This is a genomic window from Heyndrickxia shackletonii, assembly GCF_001420715.1.
Taxonomy (GTDB): Bacteria; Bacillota; Bacilli; order Bacillales; family Bacillaceae_C; genus Margalitia; species Margalitia shackletonii.
Genome location: NZ_LJJC01000004.1, coordinates 2,682,823 through 2,707,560 on the forward strand (window position 1 = coordinate 2,682,823; position 24,738 = coordinate 2,707,560).

Consider the following 24,738-nt stretch of genomic DNA (forward strand, 5'->3'; position numbering starts at 1 on the left):
CTTCATTTACTTTGTATCACCTTCGGCAGAAAGGACTTTGTTTTGTATTGCAAACTCATCCAATGATACCTAGCCTTGTATGAAGTTCGTGTTCCTCAGACCGGAAGTTTGCCGCTCGCTTCCTTCAGATTCCGCGTCACCACGGACACCCTTGCGTTAAGCTAACTGCTACTTCTGCCTTCACAGTTCGGGACTTTCACCCTAGAGACTACACCCATGCCGGGCGCACAATAAAAAAAGGAGAAATCAACATTCTCCTTTTACCCAATACTATTAATTTGAAATAACAAACACACCGCCACAATGTGACATTGGGTGAAATTCACATCGACACAGCGCTTGCAAAGATTCAACCATTTCATCAGCTACAAAATAAAATTCATCAGGATCCCAATAGTCGATACTATCCTCCCTGCAGTTTTCCATATCAACTCTTGTTTTGAACGCTATATCCCCGATAAAGATTTTTCCGTTTTCATTTAGCAAATTCAATAAATCAGAAATGAACTTCATTTTTCTCTCATCTGTTAAATGATGTAACGCATACGTACTAATAATAGAATCAAATTTTTTCCCATTTAACTTTTCTGGAAGTCCTTCTATAAAGTCAAATTCTATTAAGTTTGCCAATGGCATTTTCGCTTGTGCAATTTCAATCATTTTTGCAGAGAAATCAATCCCGTAAATTTGTTGACCGTGTTCATATAATTTTTGGGTTAATATCCCTGTTCCAAATCCAATATCCAATACTTGAGAATTCGGATTTTGCATTACTTCATTGAAAATTGTATTTAATATCTTTTTGTACCCTGCGAACGGATACAAATTGCTTTCCTCACTTAATTGAACTGTTTGATCATAATTGTCTGCCCATAAGTCAAATCCTTGTTTATTTAGCAAGAATGCTCCTCCTCATTTGAACAAGCTACTTGAGCATTCCTTTATAAGACTCAATCTAGCTGTTCCTCTTTTCTCCATTTTGCAATTGATGATTTTTCATTATTTTATTCATCATGCATCCCACCTTTCCTAGTTACTTTTTATAATATCTTAATTTTCCCTACTATTAAACTATTTTTTAGTTGCTTTCTATAAAGAGGCATAATATTCGCAATATGCCCACAAATCCTTTACTATAATAAGAAAAAGGAGTTGATTTCTTGTGGCCAAATATCGAGTTGGGATTATTGGAACAGGTTTTGGAGCTAAGGTACATGCACCAATGATGAAGTTTCATGATGGTTTTGAAGTTGTGGCCATCGCAAGTGTATCCAGAGGAAACATTGAAAACACTAAGCAATTTAGCGGAATTGAAAATGTATATACGGACTGGAAGCAAATGCTGGAACAAGAGGAGCTTGATTTTGTTGTTGTAGCTTCCGCTGTCCATTTACATAAGGAAATGACACTCGCAGCCTTTAACAAAGGTATTCATGTTCTATGTGAAAAACCAATGGCGTTAAATATTGCGGAAACAGAGGAAATGATTGCTGCACGTAATGATGCAGGGAAATTGGGGCTTATTAATCATGAATTCCGTTTTCTTCCTGCCCGGACCAAAGTAAAGCAAATCTTAAATAGCGGTGACTTAGGAGAAATTACGCATGTTCGATATGAATGTACCTTTCCTAGCTTTCAATCCTTAGTGTCAAATTCTCGGGGCTGGTTAGGTCAAGCAGAAACAGGCGGCGGCATGCTTGGCGCTATTGGATCCCATATGGTGGATTCCCTTCACTGGTGGACGGACTCAAGTTTTCATGAAGTTTTCGCCAATCTTACAACGCATGTTCCCGAATTTAAAGACGATCAAGGTAATGTGGAACATCGGACTGCCGACGATGCCTTCCAAATCATTGGTTCATTAGAAAACGGTGCGACTGTAACTTTAGAATTTTTATCAGCTGCACGTCAAATTACTAATAGCATGAGGCTAGAAGTATACGGTATAAAAGGTACATTAATTATGCTAGATGATAATAAAGTTTTCTTCTCTTCAGGAGATGCCCCTCTTGAGGAAGTGGTACTTACACCGGATATTTCTGCTCCAGCAGAGATGCCTGCGGTCGCAGCTCGTTATTACAACGGATTTAATCGTATGCTCGATGCACTGTATGAAACATTTAAGAGCGGAAAGAAACATCCCTATCTTTCCGAATTTGAAGACGGCCAAATGACTCAAAAAGTTTTGGATGCAGTACGCTTATCTGCCAAAGAAGGTAAAAAAGTTATAGTGGGATAGAAAGTCGGGTTTTGCTTTCCTATTTTAAATGGGATAAAGGCTCGGGCACTTTTTCCTCTAAAAAAAAAATGACAGATTTAAAGACCGAGCTTTTACCGCTCGGTCTTATTAAAAATGATAGCTATTTCAATGACATAACTATCCCATTTAATATTTTGGAAAGTAAACTCGACTAGGATAAGGTAACTTTCCCTTCCTCCTATTAAAACTGAATCCACTTTAGACTTTCTAGCATCTCTTTGTTATATGACTTTTCTGGGAATAAAAGAAATACGGGCTTGCTTGCAAATTTGGTTCCTGGCTCGATATTTAAGTAAGTGGCTGTTGCTGCTTGGGCAAATTCTTCACTTAAGACACAATCAGACTCTAAGTCGGTGCTAGTTGAAAAAACCTGTAATTTTTGGGTTTCATCACTACCAGTAATAGTGTATGGATTACTGATTTGAAAATCATGCTCCTCAAAACCCGCTCTAAATTTCTTCGATCCCGATTTATTTTGTAATTGGACAATAGTCTCGTTTAATGCGTTTTTCTTCCACCACATTTCCGTAACAAGATATTGGTTTATATATTGATTCATATGCTCCAGTTCCGTAAAATGAGCAATTATTGGAACACCCGGTAGTGTCAGAAAATATTGCCGGATATTCAGCCCTTTCCACTTTTCATGCTTTTCCAAAGTTGTTTCAATGACAAGACCTTGCCATTCATTTTGCAGCTTATCTATTTTTTTCACAAAACAGGACTTGGAGGTTTCTTTAAGAAACGAAAATAGACTAATACCACTAAGATAGGACCACATTCCTCCTGCCCATGGATTCCACCAAGCTTTTGGCTTTGGTTCCGGATACATCGAATCCAGCCATTCCTGACCTTTATAAGAGATCGAATAGAGTGTCGGGAAGAAGCTTGCCGCTGCTTTAAATTTTAAATCGCCATTTTCAATTTCACAGCTTACATGTTTGCCATCTTCAACCTGGTTCATTTTAATCCCTGATTGTCCCTGATGTAATAACAGCAAGGAACCCTCTATTTTCTTTGATTCATTTTCCAATTCATATTGGATAGGAATGAAACCAGTTGTATTAGATTGATAGCCGATGGATTGATTCTGATTATCCTCATATTTCACAGGTACTTCCTGTACACCTTTACCATTTTCTAAAATTTTCAATTTTCCATCAAAATAACGATTTTGAATTTGTTCTAAGATCAAAGTATGTTGATTATTTTTTATTACTGGGTTAGACCTTTCCGGTTTTAGCTCGATTTCCTTTGCGATAGATTTAGTAGCCGTATTCTGGTTCGCGAAGTTCTGAAAATCCTCCACATTTTTTATTGCACCGAGAGAAAAGTTTACCGGTTTTGCCTTCACTGTTTCATTTGGACGAACCATCCCTAATTCTTCCTCTAAGTAGAAATACCAGCCATCAAAACCTAATTGGACTGACTCACTCCATGTAATTCCATGGGGTTCTTTTTCGTTATCAGAAAAAATCCAATTACCTGACACATCTTTGCTGTTCAATTCCCCAAAGTGCGTCATCCTTGCATCATTAAAATAAACAATTTCATTCTTGATAGGCATATATGTTTGATTCAAGTGATGTTGAATAGGCTGAAAAACAAATACATTTTCAAACGAATTTTCCGATTGATTTTCAATCTCCACCCAATAGTTTAATAAGCCTTCAGCAAACAACTCGAAGCATAGAGAAAGCTTCATCCTATATGGCTTTTGAACATCATAATAAAGTTTCATCTTTGCAGCGGTAGTATTATGGTCCCATTCAAATGTGGATACTTGTTTTTTTGACAGCTCTCCAATATACGGTTTCCCAAATTTCGGTGGGAGTAAAAATGTTCTTTGACTCCAATTTTGTCCATTACCTAAGGAAATCGTATTATTTCTTTTCCTCACTTGCACTTTATAAAAACCATTTTGCAAATAAATATAATCCTTGTCATATCCACCCGCTTTTATACCGAATGCAGGGATTGGAAAGGCAAGGGGTTCCTTCCACTCAAACGTTTCTTCAGCTGATTGAACTTTTATCGAACATTCAGATTGGAGAAAACCATATTTTTGAATAATAAAAGGAATTTTAATGATCCCTTTTTCAGAGATTTCCGTTTTAACAATATGATTTTTCCATTCAACTTGATCATTGTTCTGTAATTCTACTATGACTTCGGCTGTCTTCTTAAGATGATTTTCAAGTTCAAGAAAACAGTACTGTTCTTTGTTTAAATCATATTTTTTTGGGTGATATACCGTTTTAACTTTTAATGCTTTTTTCGGATAAATTCCGATTGCAAATAATGATGATAATCCATTAATGGTTATCTTTACTTCTGCACGCGGGTGGGTCACCCATTCATTTGGCTCTTCTCCATCTTTTATGTGAACAGGTATTTTAAATGTATCTTCATGGGGTATGTTCGTAACCTGTTTCCCGTTGACATGAATTCGCTCATTTTCATATCCTTCTATCGCTACACTTAGTTTTTCAGCAGATTTACTTCTAACTAAAAGCTCTATAACAGACTCTCTTCCCTCAATTTGGTTATGCTCATTTATAGAAGCTTCCATTAGCACATCATTTGTTTCAATAAGTCTGATACCTCTGCCACTCTTTTCAATCTGAACACGCAAAAAACGAGTTTCATTCTCCCAAACATATTCAAAATACGTAAACCCATTTTCTTTTATTCCGTCGGGCTTCACTTCAATTGCCCGAACATTATCTTTATACCAATCTAAGTGTTCAAAGTGTGGCTTGATTAATTCATTTTGCAGTACCATCGGGATGAAATTCATTAAGTGAGTCGTATCATCACGGTCTTCCCAAAAGAACCCACATTTTTTATATAACGGAACAGCCTTTACATTTCCCGGCCAAGTATATAAGTCGATCCTCGGAAAGCCAAGCTCCACTGTTTTTTCTACTGCTTTTAATACGAGGTGCTTCCCTATTTTCTTTCCATGATAATCCGGATGGACATTTAATAATCGAATATATAAGGCATTGGAATCCTCTTTATATTCCGAGATCCCGCAATAGCCCACCACTTTTTCATTATCTAATGCAAGGTACAAAACAAGATCCTCTGAATTAGCCTGCTGCTTTTTCACCTGTTCCTCTGTAGTTACGCTTGCATCGCCGCCCCAGCTGTCCCGACTTTCATTCCACATGTCTGCAATGGACTTAGCTAGATCTTCGTGATATTTTACAATTTTAATTGATTCTGTAATTGTATTCATATAAATTGTATCCCCCTGCAAATTCATTTCATTCTTAACTATGTTGAGTCATCCTTATTGTTTTTTAATAACTTTCTTGTATTAAGCCTCATAATTCCCTCTCCTTTCTTGTATTGGAAGTTTTTTCTTCCTTCTGTAATACTAAATCAACTCACTATCTTTGTAAATATTATTCTGAAAAATGTTTCTATTCCTCCACTTTAAAAGAAAAATGAAAAATATATGATATGATGGAATTGAATCATAACAGAAAAAGTGAGGATTCATGATTATGAAAAATACGAAAACAAATGCTATGCGTATTTTAGATAAAGAAAAAATAGCATATTCTATCATCACCTATAATCCGGATGACGGGAAAATAGATGGCGTTTCTGTTGCTGAAAAAATTGGACGTGATACGTATGATGTATATAAAACATTGATAACTCAAGGATCCAGTAAACAATATTATGTGTTTGTTATACCGGTTAAAGAAGAATTGGATTTAAAAAAAGCGGCAAAAGCGGTTGGCGACAAAAAAGTAGAAATGATTCCTGTAAAGGATATTACGAAAGTATCGGGATATATACGAGGGGGCTGTTCACCTATTGGGATGAAAAAATTATATCCAACCTTTATCGATTCTAATGCAGAATCTCTACAAAATATCATCGTGAGCGGCGGTAAAATTGGGATGCAGATTGAACTGCTAGTAGCTGACCTCCTTAGTATTGTTCATGGAAAATTTGCAGACTTAACGAAATAAAAAGCGAGCGGGATTTTTTAAGTAGTTCCGTTGTGAAGTAGAAAAACTGAATTCACAAGGTCAATATCAAGCTAAATCGCATACTTTATAATAAAATTACACAGAAAAAAGTAAAGGTTTTAGCATCCACTGCTTTTTTATAATCAAATGACCATTTTTTCAACTGACGTAAAGACAAATCAATTTTTAACAAAGAACGTCACTTCTAAAAACCTCAATTATTTTTATATAAGATGTGTTGTCCTTAAATGAGTAACCAGCAGTAGGAAAATAAGCGGAAATTTTTCTGTTAAATGCAGAATAGAGCTCGTTTTTGGGTAAATAAGGGGAGATTTTCCGATAATGCAATGCAAAATCTCCTAATTTTGCATTTTTCGAGACAATAAGCGGAATTTCTCCGTCTATTTATGCCTTTTTTAATAATAATTACGAATTAAGCGGGATTTTTCCGTCTATTTATTGGATTGGGTGCTTGACCTGCTCCCCAACTTAAACCTTCATCTCCCTAGATAAATCTAATTATTGATAACACAATTTGCAACGTTTTTGACAAAGCTTTTAACAAATTATTTTATAGTGTGACCAATAGCCATTGCCCACTTGTTAAAACCTGTGCTACATCTGTTGCATTTAAACTTAATAATCCTTGTCATAATAAAAAAGAAGCAAGCGGATTTATATGCTAATTCGCTTGCTAAAACTCTTGTTCTTTTTATTTTTCTACCTCTGAACCGAACTACTTACGGGATTTTCCCACTCGTTTTTTATTTCAATTAGAACGGATTTGTTCCTAACAAGCTTGCTGTTTTCACATAGACACGCGAATTTAATTTTAGTTGTGATACGATGAATTCCGCGATATCTTCTGGTTGAATAAATTTTTCTTCTTTCTTGTCAATTAAATTGTTTTGATGTGCAAGATCTGTTACAACAGTACTTGGCGTTAATGCAGTAACACGAATATTATTTCGGCGTACTTCTTGCGCTAATGATTCCGTTAAACCAATTACTCCAAATTTTGAGGCACTATATGCACTGGATGTAGCAGCACCATTTAATCCATTGGTTGAAGAGATATTAATGATATCTCCACTATTTTTCTCAATAAGCTGAGGCAGTACCGCACGTGTTACATAGTATGTTCCCATCAAGTTAACATCAATAATTCTTTTCCACTCTACAGGATCCATTTCCAAAAGACTTGCAAAACTGCCGATTCCCGCATTATTTATTAAGATATCTGCAGTACCAAGCTCCTCTGTAAGCTTCTTAATGGCTTGTTCAACTTGATCTTGAGATGAAACATCTACAGAAGCAAAAGCTGCTTTAACACCTAACCCTGTTATTTCATTTGCAGCTTCAATAAGTGTTTCTTCCGTACGTGCCATTAAGCCAACATGTACTCCTTCTTTTGCAAGCGCCACTGCAACTGCACGGCCAATCCCTTTTCCTGCACCTGTTACAAACGCGACTTTTCCTTCTAATGATTGCGCCATTATGAACATCTTCCTTTCAATAAATATCATGCTATTTTTTATACTTCTCAAGCCTTTTTCCAAAGACTTACATAGTTTATGCCTTTTATAACCTATATACAAGGAAAATGCTTAGTTTGAACAGCTAACTAGTATTGAACTAGAGCTAAACATAGGGAATTAGAAAATTCCCTTCTTTTGATTGTTAATTCAAGTATTATATTATTTATGAATTGCCTCGATATTGTTACGGTTTGCTTCGTTTAAACCGGTTGGCATCATTATGAGTTTAACATTAGCCATATAACAGCTTTATTAAAATTTTCTGCACCAAAATCAGGCTTAACCTCGCTTCCAAAGACCATAAAATTCATTGTTTTTGTATTTATTGAGGATTATTTTTTGTTCAAACTCCTTTTTCATTTATTACAAGCATTCAGACCTTTAGTCAAATAAGAAGATCCTGTCGTAAGACAGGTCTAGTTCAGCTCATAAAACTTCCTTAATGTTTTAAAAAATGTTGGATATGAAACCTTAATTACCTCACTATTTTCAATAACCATTTTTCCATCCGTAAGACAACCTGCATTGGAGTGCATCATCCCGATACGGTGATCACCATGGCCGTTTACGTGCTCTCCATTTTATGTGGTTTTACCCATGAATAATTAGCCCATCTGCAGTAGTTTCAATTTTTAAAATGAATATGCTGCAAAAAAGATGGCCCGAGGAATTCAATAATTGGGTCAAACATCACACGTTATTCCTTGAAATTGGTCAATTTTCTATTGAGCTTTCATCTTGATAAACAATTTTACCGTGTTTAACTGTTTGAATAACTTTCCAATGATTTGTTTGGCGCTCTATTAGCACAAAGTCAGCCTTTGAATAGATACTTAGCCCTTTTTGAATAGGCAAGTTCATTAATAGAGCCGGAAGTATAGATGCGGCATTCCATGCATCAGGGAAGCTGCATATACCTTCTTGTACGAGATTTTCAATTCCGCTTTTTAGCATTTTCACAGAACCCGCAAGCAGATTTGGATTATCTGCTAAATGAAGTTTGCCTTGTGATGTAAGGACTACTTCTCCTCCAATGTGTGTATTATAAGTTCCAGGTGGTAATCCACTTAAATAGACGGCATCGCTGACAAGAATGGCCATTTCTTTCTTCACCTTAAAAATTACTTTTAGTACTGATGGCGGAAGATGAAACCCATCTGCAATGCAGCTGGCCCAAAGATTATCCTGGGCTAGCTGTTCCCAAATATAGTTAGGATGGCGCTGCATCATCAGGTGAGCCCCATTTCCTAAATGGGTGGACAACTTTGCCCCCGCAGACACAGCTGCCTTAATTTGCTCCGGTGTTGCAGCGGTATGCCCTATGGCAACCGTTACACCGCTGTCTGCACATTTTTTAATAAAATCTAGGGAACCCGGCCATTCCGGAGACAATGTTAGTATTTTTATTTTCCCTTTAGCGGCATGCTGCCATTTTTGAAATAATGGCCAATCCGGTTTCTGGACATATTTCTTCTTATGGGCTCCCCGCGGTCCATCTTCGGGTGAAATAAATGGGCCCTCTAAATGAATCCCTTCAATACTTTTATTAACAAGGTCATACGCTTCACAAGATTCCAAAATAGTCCCTATGGCTTCTTCAATTTTAGAATCTTCATTTGTAATAATTGTAGGATAATAGGAGACCACCCCTTCTTTCCATAGAGCAGATGTAACGTTATAAACATCCTCTTTGGAAAAAAGTGGGGAATTGAAATCAACTCCCCTATATCCATTCAGTTGTAAATCGACCAACCCAGGAGCAATAATCGGTAGTTTGGAAGAAATATCTCCTTTTGTTAACTTTTCTATTGAAGAAATATTCTCGTTTTCAATTGAAATACCAATTGCCTCACCCGTTTGATAGTGGATGCCCTTAATAAACATCGGTAACCCTCCTATAAGCATCTCTGTCGACATACAACTGACAATTCGGATGTGTTCGTAAAATAGATGCTGGACATTCAGTTGAAATTGACCCTAATAGAGTACTTTTTACCGCGGATTGCTTCGTTTCACCAGGTACAATACAAAATAAAGACTCTGCATCCAGCAACGTTGGGATGGTTAAAGTTAAGGCATGTGTGGGTACATCATCAAGCTGCTTAAAGCATCCGTCATTCACCTGTTGCTTGCGGCATGCTTCATCTAAATGGACTACTTTCATCACTTCAGGGTCTTGGAAATTTGCAACATGCGGATCATTAAAAGCGATATGCCCGTTTTCTCCTATCCCCAGACAAATAATATCAATAGGACCAGAGCGAAGTAGCCTGCTATATCTATGGCATTCATCACTAGGATTTTTTGATCCATCGATAAGATGAACTTCACCAGGAAGGACATGCATGAATAGATTCTTCTTTAAGAATGTACTAAATCGTTGAGGGGCATCTTCTAAAAGACCAATATATTCGTCCATATGAAAAGCCGTTACTCGTTTCCAATCCAGTCCATCTTCTGCTGTAAGTCCTCTCAGAAATTCAATTTGAGAAGGTGCTGCCGCAAAAACCATACGAATTCGTTCTTTTTGTGATAATAATTCCTTCATTTTTACTGTGACAGCTTTAGCGGCTGCTACGCCCATCTCATAGCGATTATCAAAAACTTGTAAATTTATCCCGTCCACTTTATCCACTTTTATTGGTTGAAAAGTAGAACTCATCCTACTCCCCCCCATTCTGTTTCGAAATAATTTTTTTATAAAAAGATTTCTTTCTGACTGCGAGAAGATTCATACGTACCAAGGATCATCTGCAATGAGTGTTTCCCATCCACCCCCGTAACAATTGGTTCACGATTTTTGATAATCGCCAGTGCCATATCACGTATTTGAATACGGTGACCATCCGGTATCACTTTAAAGGGTTCGAATGAAGGAAGTTCAATTTTTTCACCCTCTATAACTAGCCTCGTAATAGTGTCTTCTTCGATTTCTAATGTTCCCTTTTCTCCATGTATTTCGAATCTCTGCCCTTTACCTTCCACTGCCGTTGTAGTAATTTCTAAAATTCCTAAAGCGCCACTCTTAAACTCAAGAGTAGAGACTACAGTATCTTCCACCTCAATATCTCGCAAAATTGCTTTAGCCTTTCCAAATATGGAGGATACAGGACCAACTAACCATTGAAGCATATCAACTGTATGAATGCCTTGATTCATCATCGCTCCACCGCCATCCATTTCCCATGTTCCTCTCCAACCCGCACTATCGTAATACTCTTGATTTCTATAAAGTTTTACGTATGCTGAACATAGACTTAATTTCCCTAACTTTCCTTCTTGAATTAGTTGTTTCGCATATTTGGCCTGTGGTGACATTCGCCTCGGGAAGATTGTACCTAGTTTAACCTCGTTTTCTTGACAAGTTTGAATCATCCGATCCACATCTTCAAGCTTAATAGCCATAGGCTTTTCTACTAAAATATGTTTTTTCGCTTTGGCTGCCTGAATGGTTTCTTCCGCATGAATACCACTTGGGGTACAGATACAGATAACATCTATCTCATCCACTTCCAACATTTCTTCAATAGATTCATATACTTTAGCACCATACTTTATTGCAAAATCAACTGCCACATCTTTTTTAACATCATAAACCGCCATTAGTTCTGCTTCTTCCGTTTCTTGTATGCCTTTAGCGTGAATATTAGCAATAATTCCACAGCCAATGATCGCAAAGCCAACTTTTCCGTTTGCTAACATATCATCCATCCTTTTCGAAGTAGTAAGGGATTGAAAATCCTAGTTAGATTATTAACTTTTTTCCTTCATGCGGTATATAATCTCCGCACATTCATCTGCCCTGATTGTCGCTTCTGTCGCCGCAATAATATCTACATGCTGAAGTAGACTGTTTTGTCCGTGAATTCTATTAAGAAAGTCCTCTGTAATCGTTATCGGTATACTACTTTCTTCAATTGCTGTTAACTCTTGTTGACTCGTAACCTGAAGGTACAGGGCATCTTTTGATACAAGCGGGTCTCCCTCAAGGCGGATTTCGATTGTACCCTTTGTCCCGACAACAAAAATTCTTCCATCCCCCCAGGTCCAGCTCTTCTCCGGTGTAAACCAATCAGCGTAAAGCTGAGCAGCCAATCCACCTTCCATAATGACCTGGAAGCCTGCTGTATCAAAGAAAGATGGATACTCTGAAAGAATGTTTTTTGCCATATATCCCGTAATCGATCTCACTTCTTTACCGGTTAGCCAACGAAGTAAATCAAAATCGTGGATAAACAAATCATTCACGATTCCTCCGGACTGTTGTTTCGAAAAATGCCATAAAGGCCGCTCCTCCTGTTTTAATAAATGAGGCTTTCGCATTGAAATACTAACTAGATCGCCAATGACGCCTTCATTGAGTTGCTTTTTTAATGTAGATAGGGAAGGCCTAAATCTCTCTGTTAACAGCATTCCAACCTCAATGAAGCCTCTTTTCATTACCGTTTTCAGCCTTGCTAAATCCTCGCGGTTGGTCACGGCTGGCTTATCAAGCATGACATGCTTCCGATACTTTTCACAAAGTTCAATTACATCTATTTTTTCATTATTAATACCAGCGCAGCCAACTATTTGAATGGCATCATCAAGTAATAACATCTTGTCATGAACGAGTGGGATATTGTATTTTTCTGCAAGACTACTTGCTAAAGTCATATTTTCCAGTTCAAATATACCGGCACACTCATGACCTAATTTCAACATTTCTTCTATAAAAATCTCAATATGAACATGCTGGCAGCCAATGACGGAAAATTTCATTTTAATCACTTCCCTACAAACTAATTCACGGTATAGTTATTTGTTTCAGTAACATTCTCAAGCATTTGTCTAACTTTTTTTAAATCATGTGCTAAACGCTCTTTCGGGGGATGAGGGGATGCACATTCAAGGGAGATCCATCCGTCGTAGGCCACTTCCTTTAGGGCATCGAAAAGTGGCTGATGATTCACTTTACCCTCTCCAAGCTTACACTGAAGGAACTTCTCTTCTCCGTGTTTCGTTAAATTAATGAATGTACCTGATGCACCCGCCTTGTCAATTCTCTTTTCATCTTTAACATGAACATGTAATAAATGCCTTCCTAGTTTCCTTACAGAGTCTTTTCCGTAATCCGTATCGGTGATGTACATGTTACCGGCATCATGAATAAGACCCACATTCTCTTCATTTATCTTATTTAACAGCTTTAGCCCACCTTCCACTGTTTCTACTAAACTCATATTATGAATTTCTAAAGCAATTTTTTTGTTATACTCTTTTGCTTTTTCTGCACATTTTTTTAACCAGTACGCAGCTTTTTCATAATGATAGTCAGCAGCCAGGAATGCATTAGGCCCGCCTGGGAAAACTCGGATCATATCTGATTCAAGGATATTAGCCCATTTTAATATCTGTTGAAATTCAGAAAACGATTTTTCACATTCTTTATCACTTGAAGTAGAGAACCAGCCTAGATAACCTGCTAGGGCAGGAATTTTTAAATGAAACGCTTTTGATAGATTCTTTATTTCTTCTACTCTTTGACACGATGTTTCTATAGAGAGATGAGGCTCTTTACATGCTATTTCAATTCCATCCAACCCAAGCTCTTGTGTGTATGCCATAGCCTGATGAATGCTATAGTCAAGAAAAACTCCACTAAATGCTGCAATTTTCATGGTATGAACTCCTTTTCTTTCACATTGATAGTAGGAAGACTAAATTATGGGCAATTTACTAATTAGAAACAGGTTAAGGATTGATCATTAAGTAGGGCTGATTTTCTTTATTTTTGCTGCTATTTATTTTCACAATAATACTTTTTGTTTTCGGATCCATAAATCTGAAGGTAATCATCTTTTCAGAAGACTGTTTTCTCACAAACTCTGAGACGTCAACACTGTACCACCCTGCGGACTGAACAGGAAGCATCCCCAGTGACTCAGAAGCTCCACCGATACGATTATCCCAATTCATGGAGGATTGATTCCATTGTTTATTGACAAACCCACTAATCTCCAGTGCCACAGTTTTGCTAAGACTTTCAGGAACATAAAAATATAATTTTGCAGAATCAATCGGTTTAGAATAGGAAGAAAAATCAAACTTCATATATGCTAAACGGTCTCCACCGCCATTTGCGCTTGGGAAATCAGCAACTTCTAAAAATTCTGCGGTGCCAAAATTCTCCTGAGGGCTATTTTCGTAAACATACGTATCATCGGTTACAAAGAATTTATTTACCACTGGGCTTTCCCGAATGATTTGAATTGTATAGGTATCTGTTGAACCATCTCGATTTGCCACAATGAGTGATACTGTATTCTTCCCTTCCTTCAGCACTAACTCCTGTGAAGGACTACCACTACTTACTTGTTTGCCGTTGACTGTGATCACACTGTCGGAATGAGCCGCTGTCGGTGTAAAGTGTACTGAGCTCACATCATTTGGAACTTTAACCGTGTAGCTTGTTGCTGTCGGTGAAAAATGTAATTGTCCAGCACTGACAGTTAGATTACTTAGCCCTACTTTTGGGTAAAGGGTAGTCGAATGCGGCTTATCATAGGCAGCAGCCCAATAATATCCTTTTGCTGTAACACGTCGCGGTTCGAATCCAATTTGTGTATCTGCCAAAATGGATTCAGATGAAAGGCTGATAGCACCCTCATTATTCACCATCCCTCCTACATATTTGCCGCCAGCATAGGTAAATCTCCCTTCAATATGTGCATCAGCTATAGGAGTAAGTGTCTCTTTGTCTACTAATTCCATATAGGAAGTTGCCTTTGAATCTTGAAATGTGATACTCATATTTTTAAGAATCATTGGTTTCAATGTGGTATTTCCCGTTTTCGCAGACGTTTCCTTAGATAACGGTCCTATTTTCCCGCTCAGATCCATCGCAGCTACTTTATAATAATAGGTTGTATTCGGTAACAGCCCGAAATCAAGGAAAGATTGCCCTCTCGCTAATCCGGCAATATTAGTGGAGTCGGGTGTGAAATCTTTTGTTGTGCTTCGATAAATAATATACCGGTCAATATCAGTATCATCGTATGCCATGCCATATGATAGTTCAATTTCTTGATAACTTTTCGCAGCCGCGGTTGGCGGTTGGCTAACAGCTGTTGGTTCTTCCGTATCTATTGGTGGTTCCCATACATAATGATCTAATCCCCAAGACGAGGGCAATGTTCGAATAGAATCATAATGATGCAGGGCAATACCGCCAAAATACTGACTATCACCAAATACGGAGTACACTTTATCTAGCTCTTGTTCCATGTAGGTTCTGCCTTCTTCACGAAACGTAATCGACGAAGGATCACCACTATTGGCAATATCAAGTGTCTCTACCCCGATTACGACCGAATTCTGTTTACCTATTTTTTTTGCATAATCAATTTCGCCTTGGGCCCCGGCAATAATACCGGCTGATCCATCTGCTGTATCTCGATAATCCATGATAGATATATAATCGCTGATATCTTGAATGTGTTCAGATAACCACTTAGTACTTCCCCCCCAAGTAATGTCTTTGGCAGTATCTGAAGTATCAAACCACTTTGGAATAGCCGGGCCAAACGGAAGGTTAATCCCGGCTGCGTCTCTTCGCGCGATCATCTTTTGCAAGCCATCAAGATATTGAATTTGAAGCGACGGATATTCTGATTTAAAATCTGGAGAAATGTATGGTTCAATATCAACATTCACTCCATCAAACGCTTCCTTCTTTTCTGCTGCTACATTATAGTTGAGAACCTTTTCCATTTCACGAATGGCATAATCATGATAGACCTGATACGCACCAAGATACTGAGGCGAAGTACCTCCTGCTATACACGCATGTACCTGGAAGCCATTTTCGTGGGCCCATTTAATAAAATCTTTTACCTTATCAGGTTCATCTTCCAAAATATCGATACCTGCGAAACGGCCAACACCTAAGTAGAACGTAGTAATTGCATCTGATTGAAAAGTAGTTGTATCTTTTGAAAAGGCATTTAAAACATGTCTGGATTTAGGATTGAGCAGCAGTTTATAACTTTCGGGCTCCCAAATCCACATAGCACGATCTTGCTTCTTTAAGGTAATTCGTTCCTTTGGCCCTTTTCCCACTTTTGCATACGTAGTGAAACTTACACCGATATTACCTTGTTCATCGATAGCCCTTCCTTGGATACTGTATGTTTTGTTTTCATGCTTCGAAGGGCTCCATTTATATTGATAATGATTCCCTGTTCTTTTTGCCTCATGCCAAGGTCCATTGTTTATTCTTACTTGTACAGTTCTAATCGTGTTCTTTGCCTCAGCCTTTACTTGAATTGGCACAATTCCAGCAACATGTGTTCCGTCGCTGGGATTCACGATGGTGACCTTTGGAACATTGGCTTTTGAGTGATCAATGTGCAGAGTTATGGAAGGACTCCAAACCCCATAACGAGTTTCAATATCCAGCCCGCTTGCATTAAGCATAAGATTCCCATCATAATCACTCGTATTAAGGTCGTAATACCATGTTCCAGAATCGTTACCATCCTGATCTTCCATCACCACATTGACTTGCTTTTCACCGTTGACTGTCAATTTAACATTGTAAGCATTCGTATAAGTCCCCATGATCCGTATTGTTTCTCCAGATATCCTAGCCCCATCTTGAGGAGAATCTAGCGTTATCGTTGAAGCTGCCTTTGTTTTAACTGGACCATATACTGCTCCTGAACAAATAACGATGATCGTAAGCAAGATAATATTCATTTTGTTAAACCATATCTTCTGTTTATCTGCCATCATTAACCCCTCCACTTCAGAAATTTATTACTTCCGTTACTTAATTCCAGAGTTATTGAAGTTACTGACAAAATATTTTTCTGCAAAAAAGAAGACAATTAAGATTGGAATTAAACTAATTAATGCAGCTGCAACCATATACTGTTCATTTCCAACCCATTGACCGCCTAAGGATAAAATTCCAATTGGTAAGGTAAACTTTTCATTAGTCGTCAAATAAATAATAGGAGCAAGAATTTCATTCCATTTGGTCATAAAAGTAAAAATGGCCAGTGTAGCTAATGTCGGTTTACACATGGGCATAAAAATTTTCCAATAGATTTGTAGAGGATTACATCCATCCAGTTTAGCTGATTCTTCGTATTCTTTCGGAATTTTCATAAATGCCTGCCGCATTAAAAAGATACCGAATGGCTGCGCCAGCCACTCTAAAATCCAAAGTGGTGTCAATGAATCTAAAAGATGTAAGTCCTTAAAAATAATAAAATGCGGAATGATTATGACAACAGGAGGAATCATCATGGTTCCAAGCACCATAACAAATAAGGTATTTTTGAACGGGAATTTAAGCCTGGCAAAGGCATATCCCACCATGGAACAAGAAAGGAGTGCACCGATAACCGATAAGATTGTAACGGTAAAACTATTAACCGTATAATGAAAAAAATTACCTAATTTAAATACCTCGGAATAATTAGCCCATTGAAATACACTAGGGATCCACTTCGGAGGTATGGCAGTAAATTCTTTGTACGTTTTGAGTGAATTAAATAGCGCTGTGACAAAGGGAATGACCATGATTAATGCACTAAAAGTTATAATGGAGTATCCGATTACTTTACTCCCAATATTTTTTTGTTTCTTCATTTCATAAACTCCTTTCTCAAAAACTACTTCTATTAAGCTCAATCATAATGAACCCATTTCTTTTGTATTCTTAATTGAATAATAGTGAGTGTGAATAAAATAATAAATAATACCCAAGCGATAGCCGATGCATAACCCATATGCATGAAGGAAAAGCCTTCACGATATAAATAAAGCATAAGCACTAAGCTCGAATTGTTCGGCCCCCCTGCTGACGAAATATCCGCGGCACCACCGGTCATTACATAAATTTGCTCAAAGGCCTGAAAGGTGGTAATTGTACTTAACACAATGACGAGAAAAGTAGTCGGGGATATTAACGGAATAGTAATTGATGTAAATTTCCTTATTGTTCCAGCCCCATCCATTTCAGCAGCCTCATACAGTTCATTCGGAACGCTCTGCAGTCCCGCTAAATAAATGATCATAATATAGCCAACCCCCTTCCAAACTGCCACTAGAACTAGGAGTGGTATGACTAAATGCTCGTCATTAAACCATCTTTGTGGTTCAAGTCCCAGTTTTAATAAAAATGAGTTGGCCATTCCAAAACGAGGATTAAAAATTGCATCAGCTACATACATAATGACTGTCCAAGATGAAATGACTGGTATAAAATGGGCCATTCTATATAGCTTTAATGCCTTTAGTTTTTGATTAAGCGCAACTGCCAGAACTAAAGCCAGGAATGTTTGCACCGGAACAAATAGAATAGCAAAGTAAATCGTATTCCAAAGCGATTTGTAAAAAAGGGGTTCATGAAACAGCTTTTGGTAATTTTCCAATCCCACCCACTTCGGGGGATTTAACATATCATATTTACTTAAACTAAAATATAAAGAGGCGATTAAAGGTCCAACAACAAACACAATCAAGTGAATAAGATAAGGGGAGACCAGAATAAGTCCCCATCTCCCCTCATGTGAAATAAATTTTCGTTTTTTAGTTGTTGGGACCGTTTCTGCTGCCGTATGGTTAATGGCTGTATTACTCATCCTGCCAATCCCCGCTTTCATGATTATTTTTTATAAAAATCATCTAGTATCTTTTGAATATCTTTATCTGCTCCTTTTAAGGAATCTTCAATAGATGATTCACCTAGAAAGGCACGCTGCGCATGTTCATTAAACTTAGCAACCCATTCTTCCCATACAGCATTCGTGTCTAATGCACCTGCAAATTCAAAGCTGTCTAAAAATGCCTTTTTGTTCACAGGATTACCTGCCGCTTTTAAGAATACATCCGAATTTGCAACAGATTTTTTTACAGGAACTGCTTCACCAAGTTCCGCCCACTCTTTTTGGACTTCATCTTCAGTCGCCCAGAATTTAATCCATTCCCAAGCTGCCTTTGCTTTCTCATCACTTACTTTTGAATTTATAACCCATGAATTCGAGATGACAGGAGCAAATCTTTTTCCATTAGGACCTTTTGGCAGCACTGTTACATCGTAGTTCAATCCTGCTTCGTTTGCCGCTAAAACACGCGCATAAATCCCAATTCTCATTGCCGCTGCACCGCTTGGGAATACAGCCATTGGGCTTTGGAAGCTTTTAAGATCGGCTGGGTCAGTAATAATACCTCGTTTCATACCATCAACCATCCATTCAAAAGCTTTCTTGTTCTCATCTGAATCAATGATTGACTTTTTCATTGATTGATCCAAAATTCCGCCGCCGTACGATTTTAAAACAGAGAACCAGCCTTCAGTAATACTAAAGAATGTCAGACCAAATTGTGAAATGTTATTGCTTTTAAAGCCAGAATCATTTGCATTTTTTCCACCCGCATCAAGTGTTAATTTCTCTGCAGCGGTCTTAAGATCATCCCAAGTCCAATTTTCATTTGGATATTCAACATGTGCCTTATCAAACAAATCCTTGTTGTAGTATAAAACTCCTATTTGTATTCCTTGTGGAACAGCCCAGTACTTTCCGTTTGCATCTTTATTAAAATCTAATCCATAATAATCATTTTTGTTTAAATCTCGATTTATCCAATCTGTTAAATCTTTTATGGCCCCTCTTTCTGCATATTTCATTACTAAAACTCCATCTGAAAGCCAAACATCAGGAGCATCCTTTGCAGCAATCTGGGTATCTAATTTTTGATAAAACTGACCATAAGGTGCACTTTGTGAAGTGACTTCAATATTTGGATGTGCAGTCATGAATTTTTTTATTAATGCCTTCATTTTTTCATCAGACTTACCCCCAGAATAGAATCCCAAATTTATTGTCACTTTTTGTTTGTTATTAGATTTTGAAGCATCCTTTGTATTTCCACCCGTTTTTTGGCTATCCGAGTTGGAACATCCAGTCAAGGCTAAAACAAGAATGAGAAAAAATACTGTTAAAATTGAAATCCAACTTTTTACCTTCATTTCCCTATCCCCCTGCTTTATCTGATATTTATTAAACCGCTTACAATTATTACTTTAAAGATTTCCTTATCAGAATTAAATGAATTTTCTTTACATACTTGTGTTTTTTTGTTCTAATATTTTTACAACTAATCTTAGAAAAGTGGAAGAAGCATTGGTAAACCCTGACAGACACAAGACCTGTAAAAATAATCATAGGGAAGGTTCTTTTATGAAAACGTCTTCAATAAATAGAAAACTATTTATTATCATCCTTGTTTTTGTTTGCTTACCTATTTCCATTATCGGATTAATCTGGTACGAAACGAGCACCAGGACTATTGAACAAGAAGCCATCCAGTCCAACCAAAAGTTAATTCGCCAAACGAATGAGTATCTAGATTTGTATATATCGAATTTGGAAAATATGACCTATCCCTTTGTGAATAATCCACAAATTCAACATTTTATTAATAGTAAAAGCCTGAACAACTATGATTTTTTCATCTTGGCTGAAAATATAGAAAAGGACTTGTTTTCCCAAATGATCTATGGCAGACAAGATATTGTTGGCATTTCTCTAGTTGGTAAGAACAACATCCAAATCAATGATTATACAGGAGTAAAGGAATTAATAAATATGGAGGAAATTAGAAAACGGAATATAGATCTATTGCAAACGACAGATAAATTAGATAATTTCAATATTATAGGACTCCATCAGGTTGGCTCAATGCCAGTTTTAACGATTACCAGGAAAATACATAGCAACATTTCATATTTGTACGAAGGGCTTTTGATTATTGATATCAACCTAAATCAAATCTCGAAAATTAGTAAAAATCTCTTAACGGATAAATCAAAAGTATATATTTTAGATAAAAAGGGACAAATCATCTATCACTCAGATAAAAAATCACTTGGTTCTAGTTTTTCAAAAGATATCATGAATAAGTATTTAAACAAAACAAGCAATGCCTTTCTGACCGATATAAATAAGGTTAAAAAATATATTATTTATGAACATTCCCACGTGACTAACTGGATATTAGTTGCAGAAATTCCCCGAGACCAAATCATTGGTAATTTAATCCGATTAAGAACTGAGACCATTCTTTTGGGTATCCTCATTCTCATTGTTGCGATGGCTGTTGTTGGAGGATTTTCGCTGACCATCACTAAATCTTTATCATACATGCAGCGTCTTATGAGGAAAGTAGAATCCGGGGATTTAAATATTGAGATTTCCAGTATTCAAGATCGAAAAGATGAAATTGGCGGAGTATTTAAAAGCTTCTTTAAGATGGTTAGAGAACTTAGAAGGCTTTATGAAGAGATACAAATATCTAAGATGAGAGAACATGAGCTGGAGCTAAAGCAAAAAGAGTCGACTTTACAAGCTATGCAAACTCAAATTAATCCACACTTTCTTTATAACACACTCGAGATTATAAACTCTCATGCCATTGTTGAGAATAATCCATTAATAAGCAAGATAGCTACCTCATTAGCCCATATGTTTCGGTATAACTTAGGAAACGCAAAGCAAGTGGTTACGTTAGAAGAGGAAATTTCCCATATTCGCTCATACTTAGAGATTCAGTGTGCACGATTTCGCCATTTGCATGTCGATATCCAAATAGACGAAAAAGAATTAGCTAGGATTGGAACCATTCGTTTAACTCTTCAGCCATTAATTGAAAATGCCTTTCTTCATGGATATCAAAATCATAAAATGAAGCCTTCCTATATCGGAATACATGGTGAAAAAAAATTATCTTATTTTGTGTTGAGAATCCAAGATAAAGGAAAAGGAATGGACCCGGCTACCATGGAGGATTATAACAAGGCATTTGAAAATAAGGAATTGATCCCCATGTCTGCACAAGAAAATAGCATTGGTTTGTGGAATGTTCACCAACGAATCCGCTTAGTCTTTGGTTATCCATATGGACTGTTGATTAAACAATCATCAATTGAATCAGGAACGCTGATTGAATTAAAGTTACCATATATAGAGGAGGAAAAACAATGTATCGTGTAATGCTAGTAGATGATGAATATATGATTCATCTAAGTCTTAAAAAACTGATTCTATCTATGGAAAACAAGTTTTTAGCAGTAGGTTCCGCCGAGGATGGAAACGAGGCATTACAACTATTAGATTCCGTCTCTCCACATATCGTAATTACTGATATATGCATGCCCGAAATGGATGGGCTAGAATTTATTAAGTCAGCAAAAGAGAAATTCCCTTCTATTGTATTTATTATTCTTTCGGGATATAACGATTTTGAATATGCTCAAAAAGCGATTAGATATGGCGTGACAGATTTCTTATTAAAACCGATTGTCCCTGAACAATTCATAAAAACATTTAATCAAATCTATGCAAAATTAAAAGCAAATGAACAAACTTTCTCGCAACAAAATGATTGGGTGTTAAATTTGGAATATTATAAAAAACAATTAGCTGAACATATTTGGAATGCAAAAGAAACAGATGCAAGTAACCTGATAGAGATCATTTTAAACCATTATCAAAAAAACCAACAAATACCTCTTTCGCAATTTCTTGAGAACATCCTTTTTTTCTTAGACAAAGCATTGAAAAAACGAATGGAAAATCTGTCGTTAAAAATTCCTGATCATTTTCACTGGTCAAACAATATTGAAATATCCCTTAACCAACTTAAAACAATTATTACGCAAATGATCAAAATCATTCAAAGCTCACGTAATCTTGGTTCAAGACAAAATATCTTAAAAGCTGTTCAATATATGGAGGAACATTTTCCCAATGAGAGTTTGTCCCTTCAGGATGTAGCTAATTTTATTGGAGTATCCGATGCTTACTTTAGCCGCACATTTAAAGAAGAGATGGGCATAGGTTTTATAAAATACCTTATTGACTTACGAATGAAAAAAGCTAAGGAACTTCTAAAAAGCTCTAACATTAAAACATATGAAGTTGCTTTATATGTAGGCTATAGTGACTATCCTCATTTCAGTAGGACGTTTAAAAAAACCTTTGGTCTTACACCGTCAGAGTATCGAAAGATAAAATTATCTTCATAAAATCGAAAACAACACTCAAAATAGTTCAACTTACATTTTAAGATCGTCAAAAAATGAATTTAAATAGATTTCCCCTGTTAGTAAAAGATGCTTTTACAACACAGGGGGAAGTGGATAATGTGAAAATAAAAAATTAATGGTAAACAAATCTAAATGGAAAATGGAGCAATCTCAATATCCATACTTTCGAGCCTTTGTTTAATTACTCTAATCAAGTCTAAAGCAGTAGGAGTATCTCCGTGCACACATATAGTTTCCCCTTGAACTTCTACTTCTTCCCCATTAAAGGTTGTAACTTTTCCTTCCATTACCATTTTTATTACTCTTTCCGCTACCTTTTCTGGATCCGTGATTACGGCTCCCTCATAATTTCTTGATACTAAGGAAAAATCATTATTGTATTCACGATCGGCAAATAATTCTAAAATAAATGGCAATCCTTTTTCTTTCGCTACCAAATGTAATTGAGAGTTAGGCTTAACCAAAATAGGTAAATCTGGCCTAACTGAAAGTACAGCATCCACTATATTTGTGGCCATTTCTTTATCTGAATCCGCCATATTATTCATATTTCCGTGCGGTTTTACGTGTCGGAGAGGTGTTCCGTGTTTCTGACAGAATATATCTAATGCACCAATTTGATAAATTATGGAGTTGATTAAATCTCTTCTTGATACATCCATGTTACGTCTGCCAAAACCAGCTAGATCTTGAAATCCAGGATGAGCTCCAACCCCTACACCGTACTTTTTCGCCATTGCCACCGTATAGTCCATAGTATTAGGATCCCCACCATGAAATCCGCAAGCGACATTTACAGAAGATACTAATTTGATCACTTCATCGTCAAAACCAAGTTTGTAAATTCCGAAACTCTCTCCCATATCACAATTCAAATCAATTGTTTTTCTCATTTTACACTCTCCTAAATTAACTATTAGAATATGTTTTTAATATAGAAAAAGCTTGTTCTTTTTCTTTTAATAAAGCATGTGCCTCTTCTATCGTAATTTTTTCGAATGTGATGCTATCCCCCGGTTTCACCTGAGCTAATTTCGGTAAATCTGCCGTGATTACTCCTCCTATTTTCGTGTACCCGCCTATACTTTGCCTACCAACCGAAAAAATAATCGGCTGTCCATTTTTAGGGACTTGAATTGCCCCGAAAAAAATCCCCTCAGACATGATATCGGCTCCTGTCTTATGTTCAATTATAGGTCCTTCCAGCCGACATCCCATTCGGTTAACATCTTTAGTAGCCTTATATATAGAAGAAAAGAATGTTTTTATCGCTTTTTCTGTAAATGCTTCTTCTTGAGGTCCAAGTACTACTCTTAGGTGGAATGTATTAGTATAGGTAGGTATTAAATCTTTCGGAAGACGACGCCTTACTCCTTGAAAACGGACTAATGATTGTTCATTAAAAGGAATAATATCTCCTTTTTTAAGAGCTCTTCCTTCTATTCCTCCTATTCTACCAACAGTATCTGTAGATCTACTGCCTAATACTTTTGGAACAGTAATTCCTCCTAGTATACTTATATATGCTCTGCAACCGGATCTACATCCGGAAAAATGAATAATATCCCCCTCATTTATTTTTACGGAACTCCACATTGGGGCTGGGTAACCGTTAATGGTAAATGTAAGGTCCCCTCCGGTCACCGCAATGACAGTCGGTTTTAGAGATTTCAATTTTAATCCCATGAGGGTTACCTCTAATACTGCCGAAGATTCAGGGTTTCCTACTAAAATATTCGCCATTCTATGAGAATAGTGGTCAGCAGATCCGGATACTGCCAATCCATATTTTTGATAACCTGATCTCCCTAAATCTTGAACAGTTGTAAATACACCAGGGTTCATTAC

The 24,738-nt window shown here is 36.9% G+C and carries 18 protein-coding genes and 1 pseudogene; 4 read left to right on the forward strand and 15 right to left on the reverse strand.

Features of this window, described 5'->3' with window-relative positions:
* Positions 1-273: 273 nt before the first annotated feature.
* Positions 274-900, reverse strand: coding sequence for a class I SAM-dependent methyltransferase (locus tag AN964_RS12750; protein ID WP_055740039.1), 627 nt, complete (start codon positions 898-900; stop codon positions 274-276).
* Between the two features lie 262 nt (positions 901-1,162).
* On the opposite strand from AN964_RS12750, the gene AN964_RS12755 reads away from it, so the two are divergent.
* Positions 1,163-2,239, forward strand: coding sequence for a Gfo/Idh/MocA family protein (locus AN964_RS12755; protein ID WP_055740040.1), 1,077 nt, complete (start codon positions 1,163-1,165; stop codon positions 2,237-2,239).
* 202 nt (positions 2,240-2,441) lie between these two features.
* Here the strand turns inward: AN964_RS12755 and AN964_RS12760 are convergent, their stop codons facing one another.
* Entirely contained in the window at positions 2,442-5,504 is a 3,063-nt protein-coding gene (locus AN964_RS12760; RefSeq protein WP_055740041.1) for a GNAT family N-acetyltransferase, read from the reverse strand.
* Between the two features lie 271 nt (positions 5,505-5,775).
* Here AN964_RS12760 and ybaK point away from each other — a divergent pair, with 271 nt between their 5' ends.
* Positions 5,776-6,252, forward strand: a complete 477-nt coding sequence (gene ybaK, locus AN964_RS12765; RefSeq protein WP_055740042.1) for a Cys-tRNA(Pro) deacylase — start codon at positions 5,776-5,778, stop codon at positions 6,250-6,252.
* Positions 6,253-7,025: 773 nt separating this feature from the next.
* Here ybaK and AN964_RS12770 read toward each other — a convergent pair.
* From AN964_RS12770 to AN964_RS12815, 11 genes and pseudogenes are all read right to left on the reverse strand, one after another.
* Entirely contained in the window at positions 7,026-7,748 is a 723-nt protein-coding gene (locus AN964_RS12770) for a 3-ketoacyl-ACP reductase (RefSeq protein ID WP_055740043.1), read from the reverse strand.
* Positions 7,749-8,206: 458 nt separating this feature from the next.
* Positions 8,207-8,356: pseudogene (locus AN964_RS27500) on the reverse strand (carboxyvinyltransferase); the annotation flags it as partial.
* A 148-nt stretch (positions 8,357-8,504) separates the two neighbouring features.
* Entirely contained in the window at positions 8,505-9,674 is a 1,170-nt protein-coding gene (locus AN964_RS12775; RefSeq protein WP_055740044.1) for an N-acetylglucosamine-6-phosphate deacetylase, read from the reverse strand.
* Positions 9,664-10,452, reverse strand: coding sequence for a glucosamine-6-phosphate deaminase (locus tag AN964_RS12780; RefSeq protein WP_055740045.1), 789 nt, complete (start codon positions 10,450-10,452; stop codon positions 9,664-9,666). Before AN964_RS12780 ends, AN964_RS12775 begins: the two co-directional genes overlap by 11 nt.
* Positions 10,453-10,487: 35 nt before the next feature.
* The gene (locus AN964_RS12785; protein WP_200915622.1) at positions 10,488-11,492 is read right to left on the reverse strand and encodes a Gfo/Idh/MocA family protein; all 1,005 of its coding nucleotides are present in this window, start codon (positions 11,490-11,492) and stop codon (positions 10,488-10,490) included.
* 51 nt (positions 11,493-11,543) lie between these two features.
* Entirely contained in the window at positions 11,544-12,551 is a 1,008-nt protein-coding gene (locus AN964_RS12790) for a Gfo/Idh/MocA family protein (protein WP_055740047.1), read from the reverse strand.
* A 20-nt stretch (positions 12,552-12,571) separates the two neighbouring features.
* A complete protein-coding gene (locus AN964_RS12795) occupies positions 12,572-13,450 on the reverse strand; it encodes a sugar phosphate isomerase/epimerase family protein (RefSeq protein WP_055740048.1) in 879 nt (292 codons plus the stop codon).
* A 73-nt stretch (positions 13,451-13,523) separates the two neighbouring features.
* Positions 13,524-16,562 (reverse strand): CBM96 family carbohydrate-binding protein, encoded by a 3,039-nt coding sequence (locus AN964_RS12800; protein WP_055740049.1) that lies wholly within the window; start codon positions 16,560-16,562, stop codon positions 13,524-13,526.
* 36 nt (positions 16,563-16,598) lie between these two features.
* Positions 16,599-17,429, reverse strand: coding sequence for a carbohydrate ABC transporter permease (locus AN964_RS12805; RefSeq protein WP_055740050.1), 831 nt, complete (start codon positions 17,427-17,429; stop codon positions 16,599-16,601).
* A gap of 38 nt (positions 17,430-17,467) precedes the next feature.
* Positions 17,468-18,424 (reverse strand): carbohydrate ABC transporter permease, encoded by a 957-nt coding sequence (locus AN964_RS12810; RefSeq protein ID WP_055740051.1) that lies wholly within the window; start codon positions 18,422-18,424, stop codon positions 17,468-17,470.
* A 23-nt stretch (positions 18,425-18,447) separates the two neighbouring features.
* The gene (locus AN964_RS12815; RefSeq protein WP_055740052.1) at positions 18,448-19,812 is read right to left on the reverse strand and encodes an ABC transporter substrate-binding protein; all 1,365 of its coding nucleotides are present in this window, start codon (positions 19,810-19,812) and stop codon (positions 18,448-18,450) included.
* A 211-nt stretch (positions 19,813-20,023) separates the two neighbouring features.
* On the opposite strand from AN964_RS12815, the gene AN964_RS12820 reads away from it, so the two are divergent.
* Together AN964_RS12820 and AN964_RS12825 are read left to right on the forward strand one after the other, a co-directional pair.
* Positions 20,024-21,835: a sensor histidine kinase gene (locus AN964_RS12820; RefSeq protein ID WP_055740053.1), complete on the forward strand. Its 1,812-nt coding sequence runs from the start codon at positions 20,024-20,026 to the stop codon at positions 21,833-21,835.
* Positions 21,823-22,869: a response regulator transcription factor gene (locus AN964_RS12825; protein WP_055740054.1), complete on the forward strand. Its 1,047-nt coding sequence runs from the start codon at positions 21,823-21,825 to the stop codon at positions 22,867-22,869. Before AN964_RS12820 ends, AN964_RS12825 begins: the two co-directional genes overlap by 13 nt.
* 149 nt (positions 22,870-23,018) lie before the next feature.
* Here AN964_RS12825 and AN964_RS12830 read toward each other — a convergent pair whose 3' ends face one another.
* On the reverse strand, positions 23,019-23,783 hold the full coding sequence (locus tag AN964_RS12830; protein ID WP_055740055.1) for a LamB/YcsF family protein: 765 nt from the start codon (positions 23,781-23,783) through the stop codon (positions 23,019-23,021).
* A gap of 16 nt (positions 23,784-23,799) precedes the next feature.
* Positions 23,800-24,735: a 5-oxoprolinase subunit C family protein gene (locus tag AN964_RS12835; RefSeq protein WP_055740056.1), complete on the reverse strand. Its 936-nt coding sequence runs from the start codon at positions 24,733-24,735 to the stop codon at positions 23,800-23,802.
* Positions 24,736-24,738 lie beyond the last annotated feature (3 nt).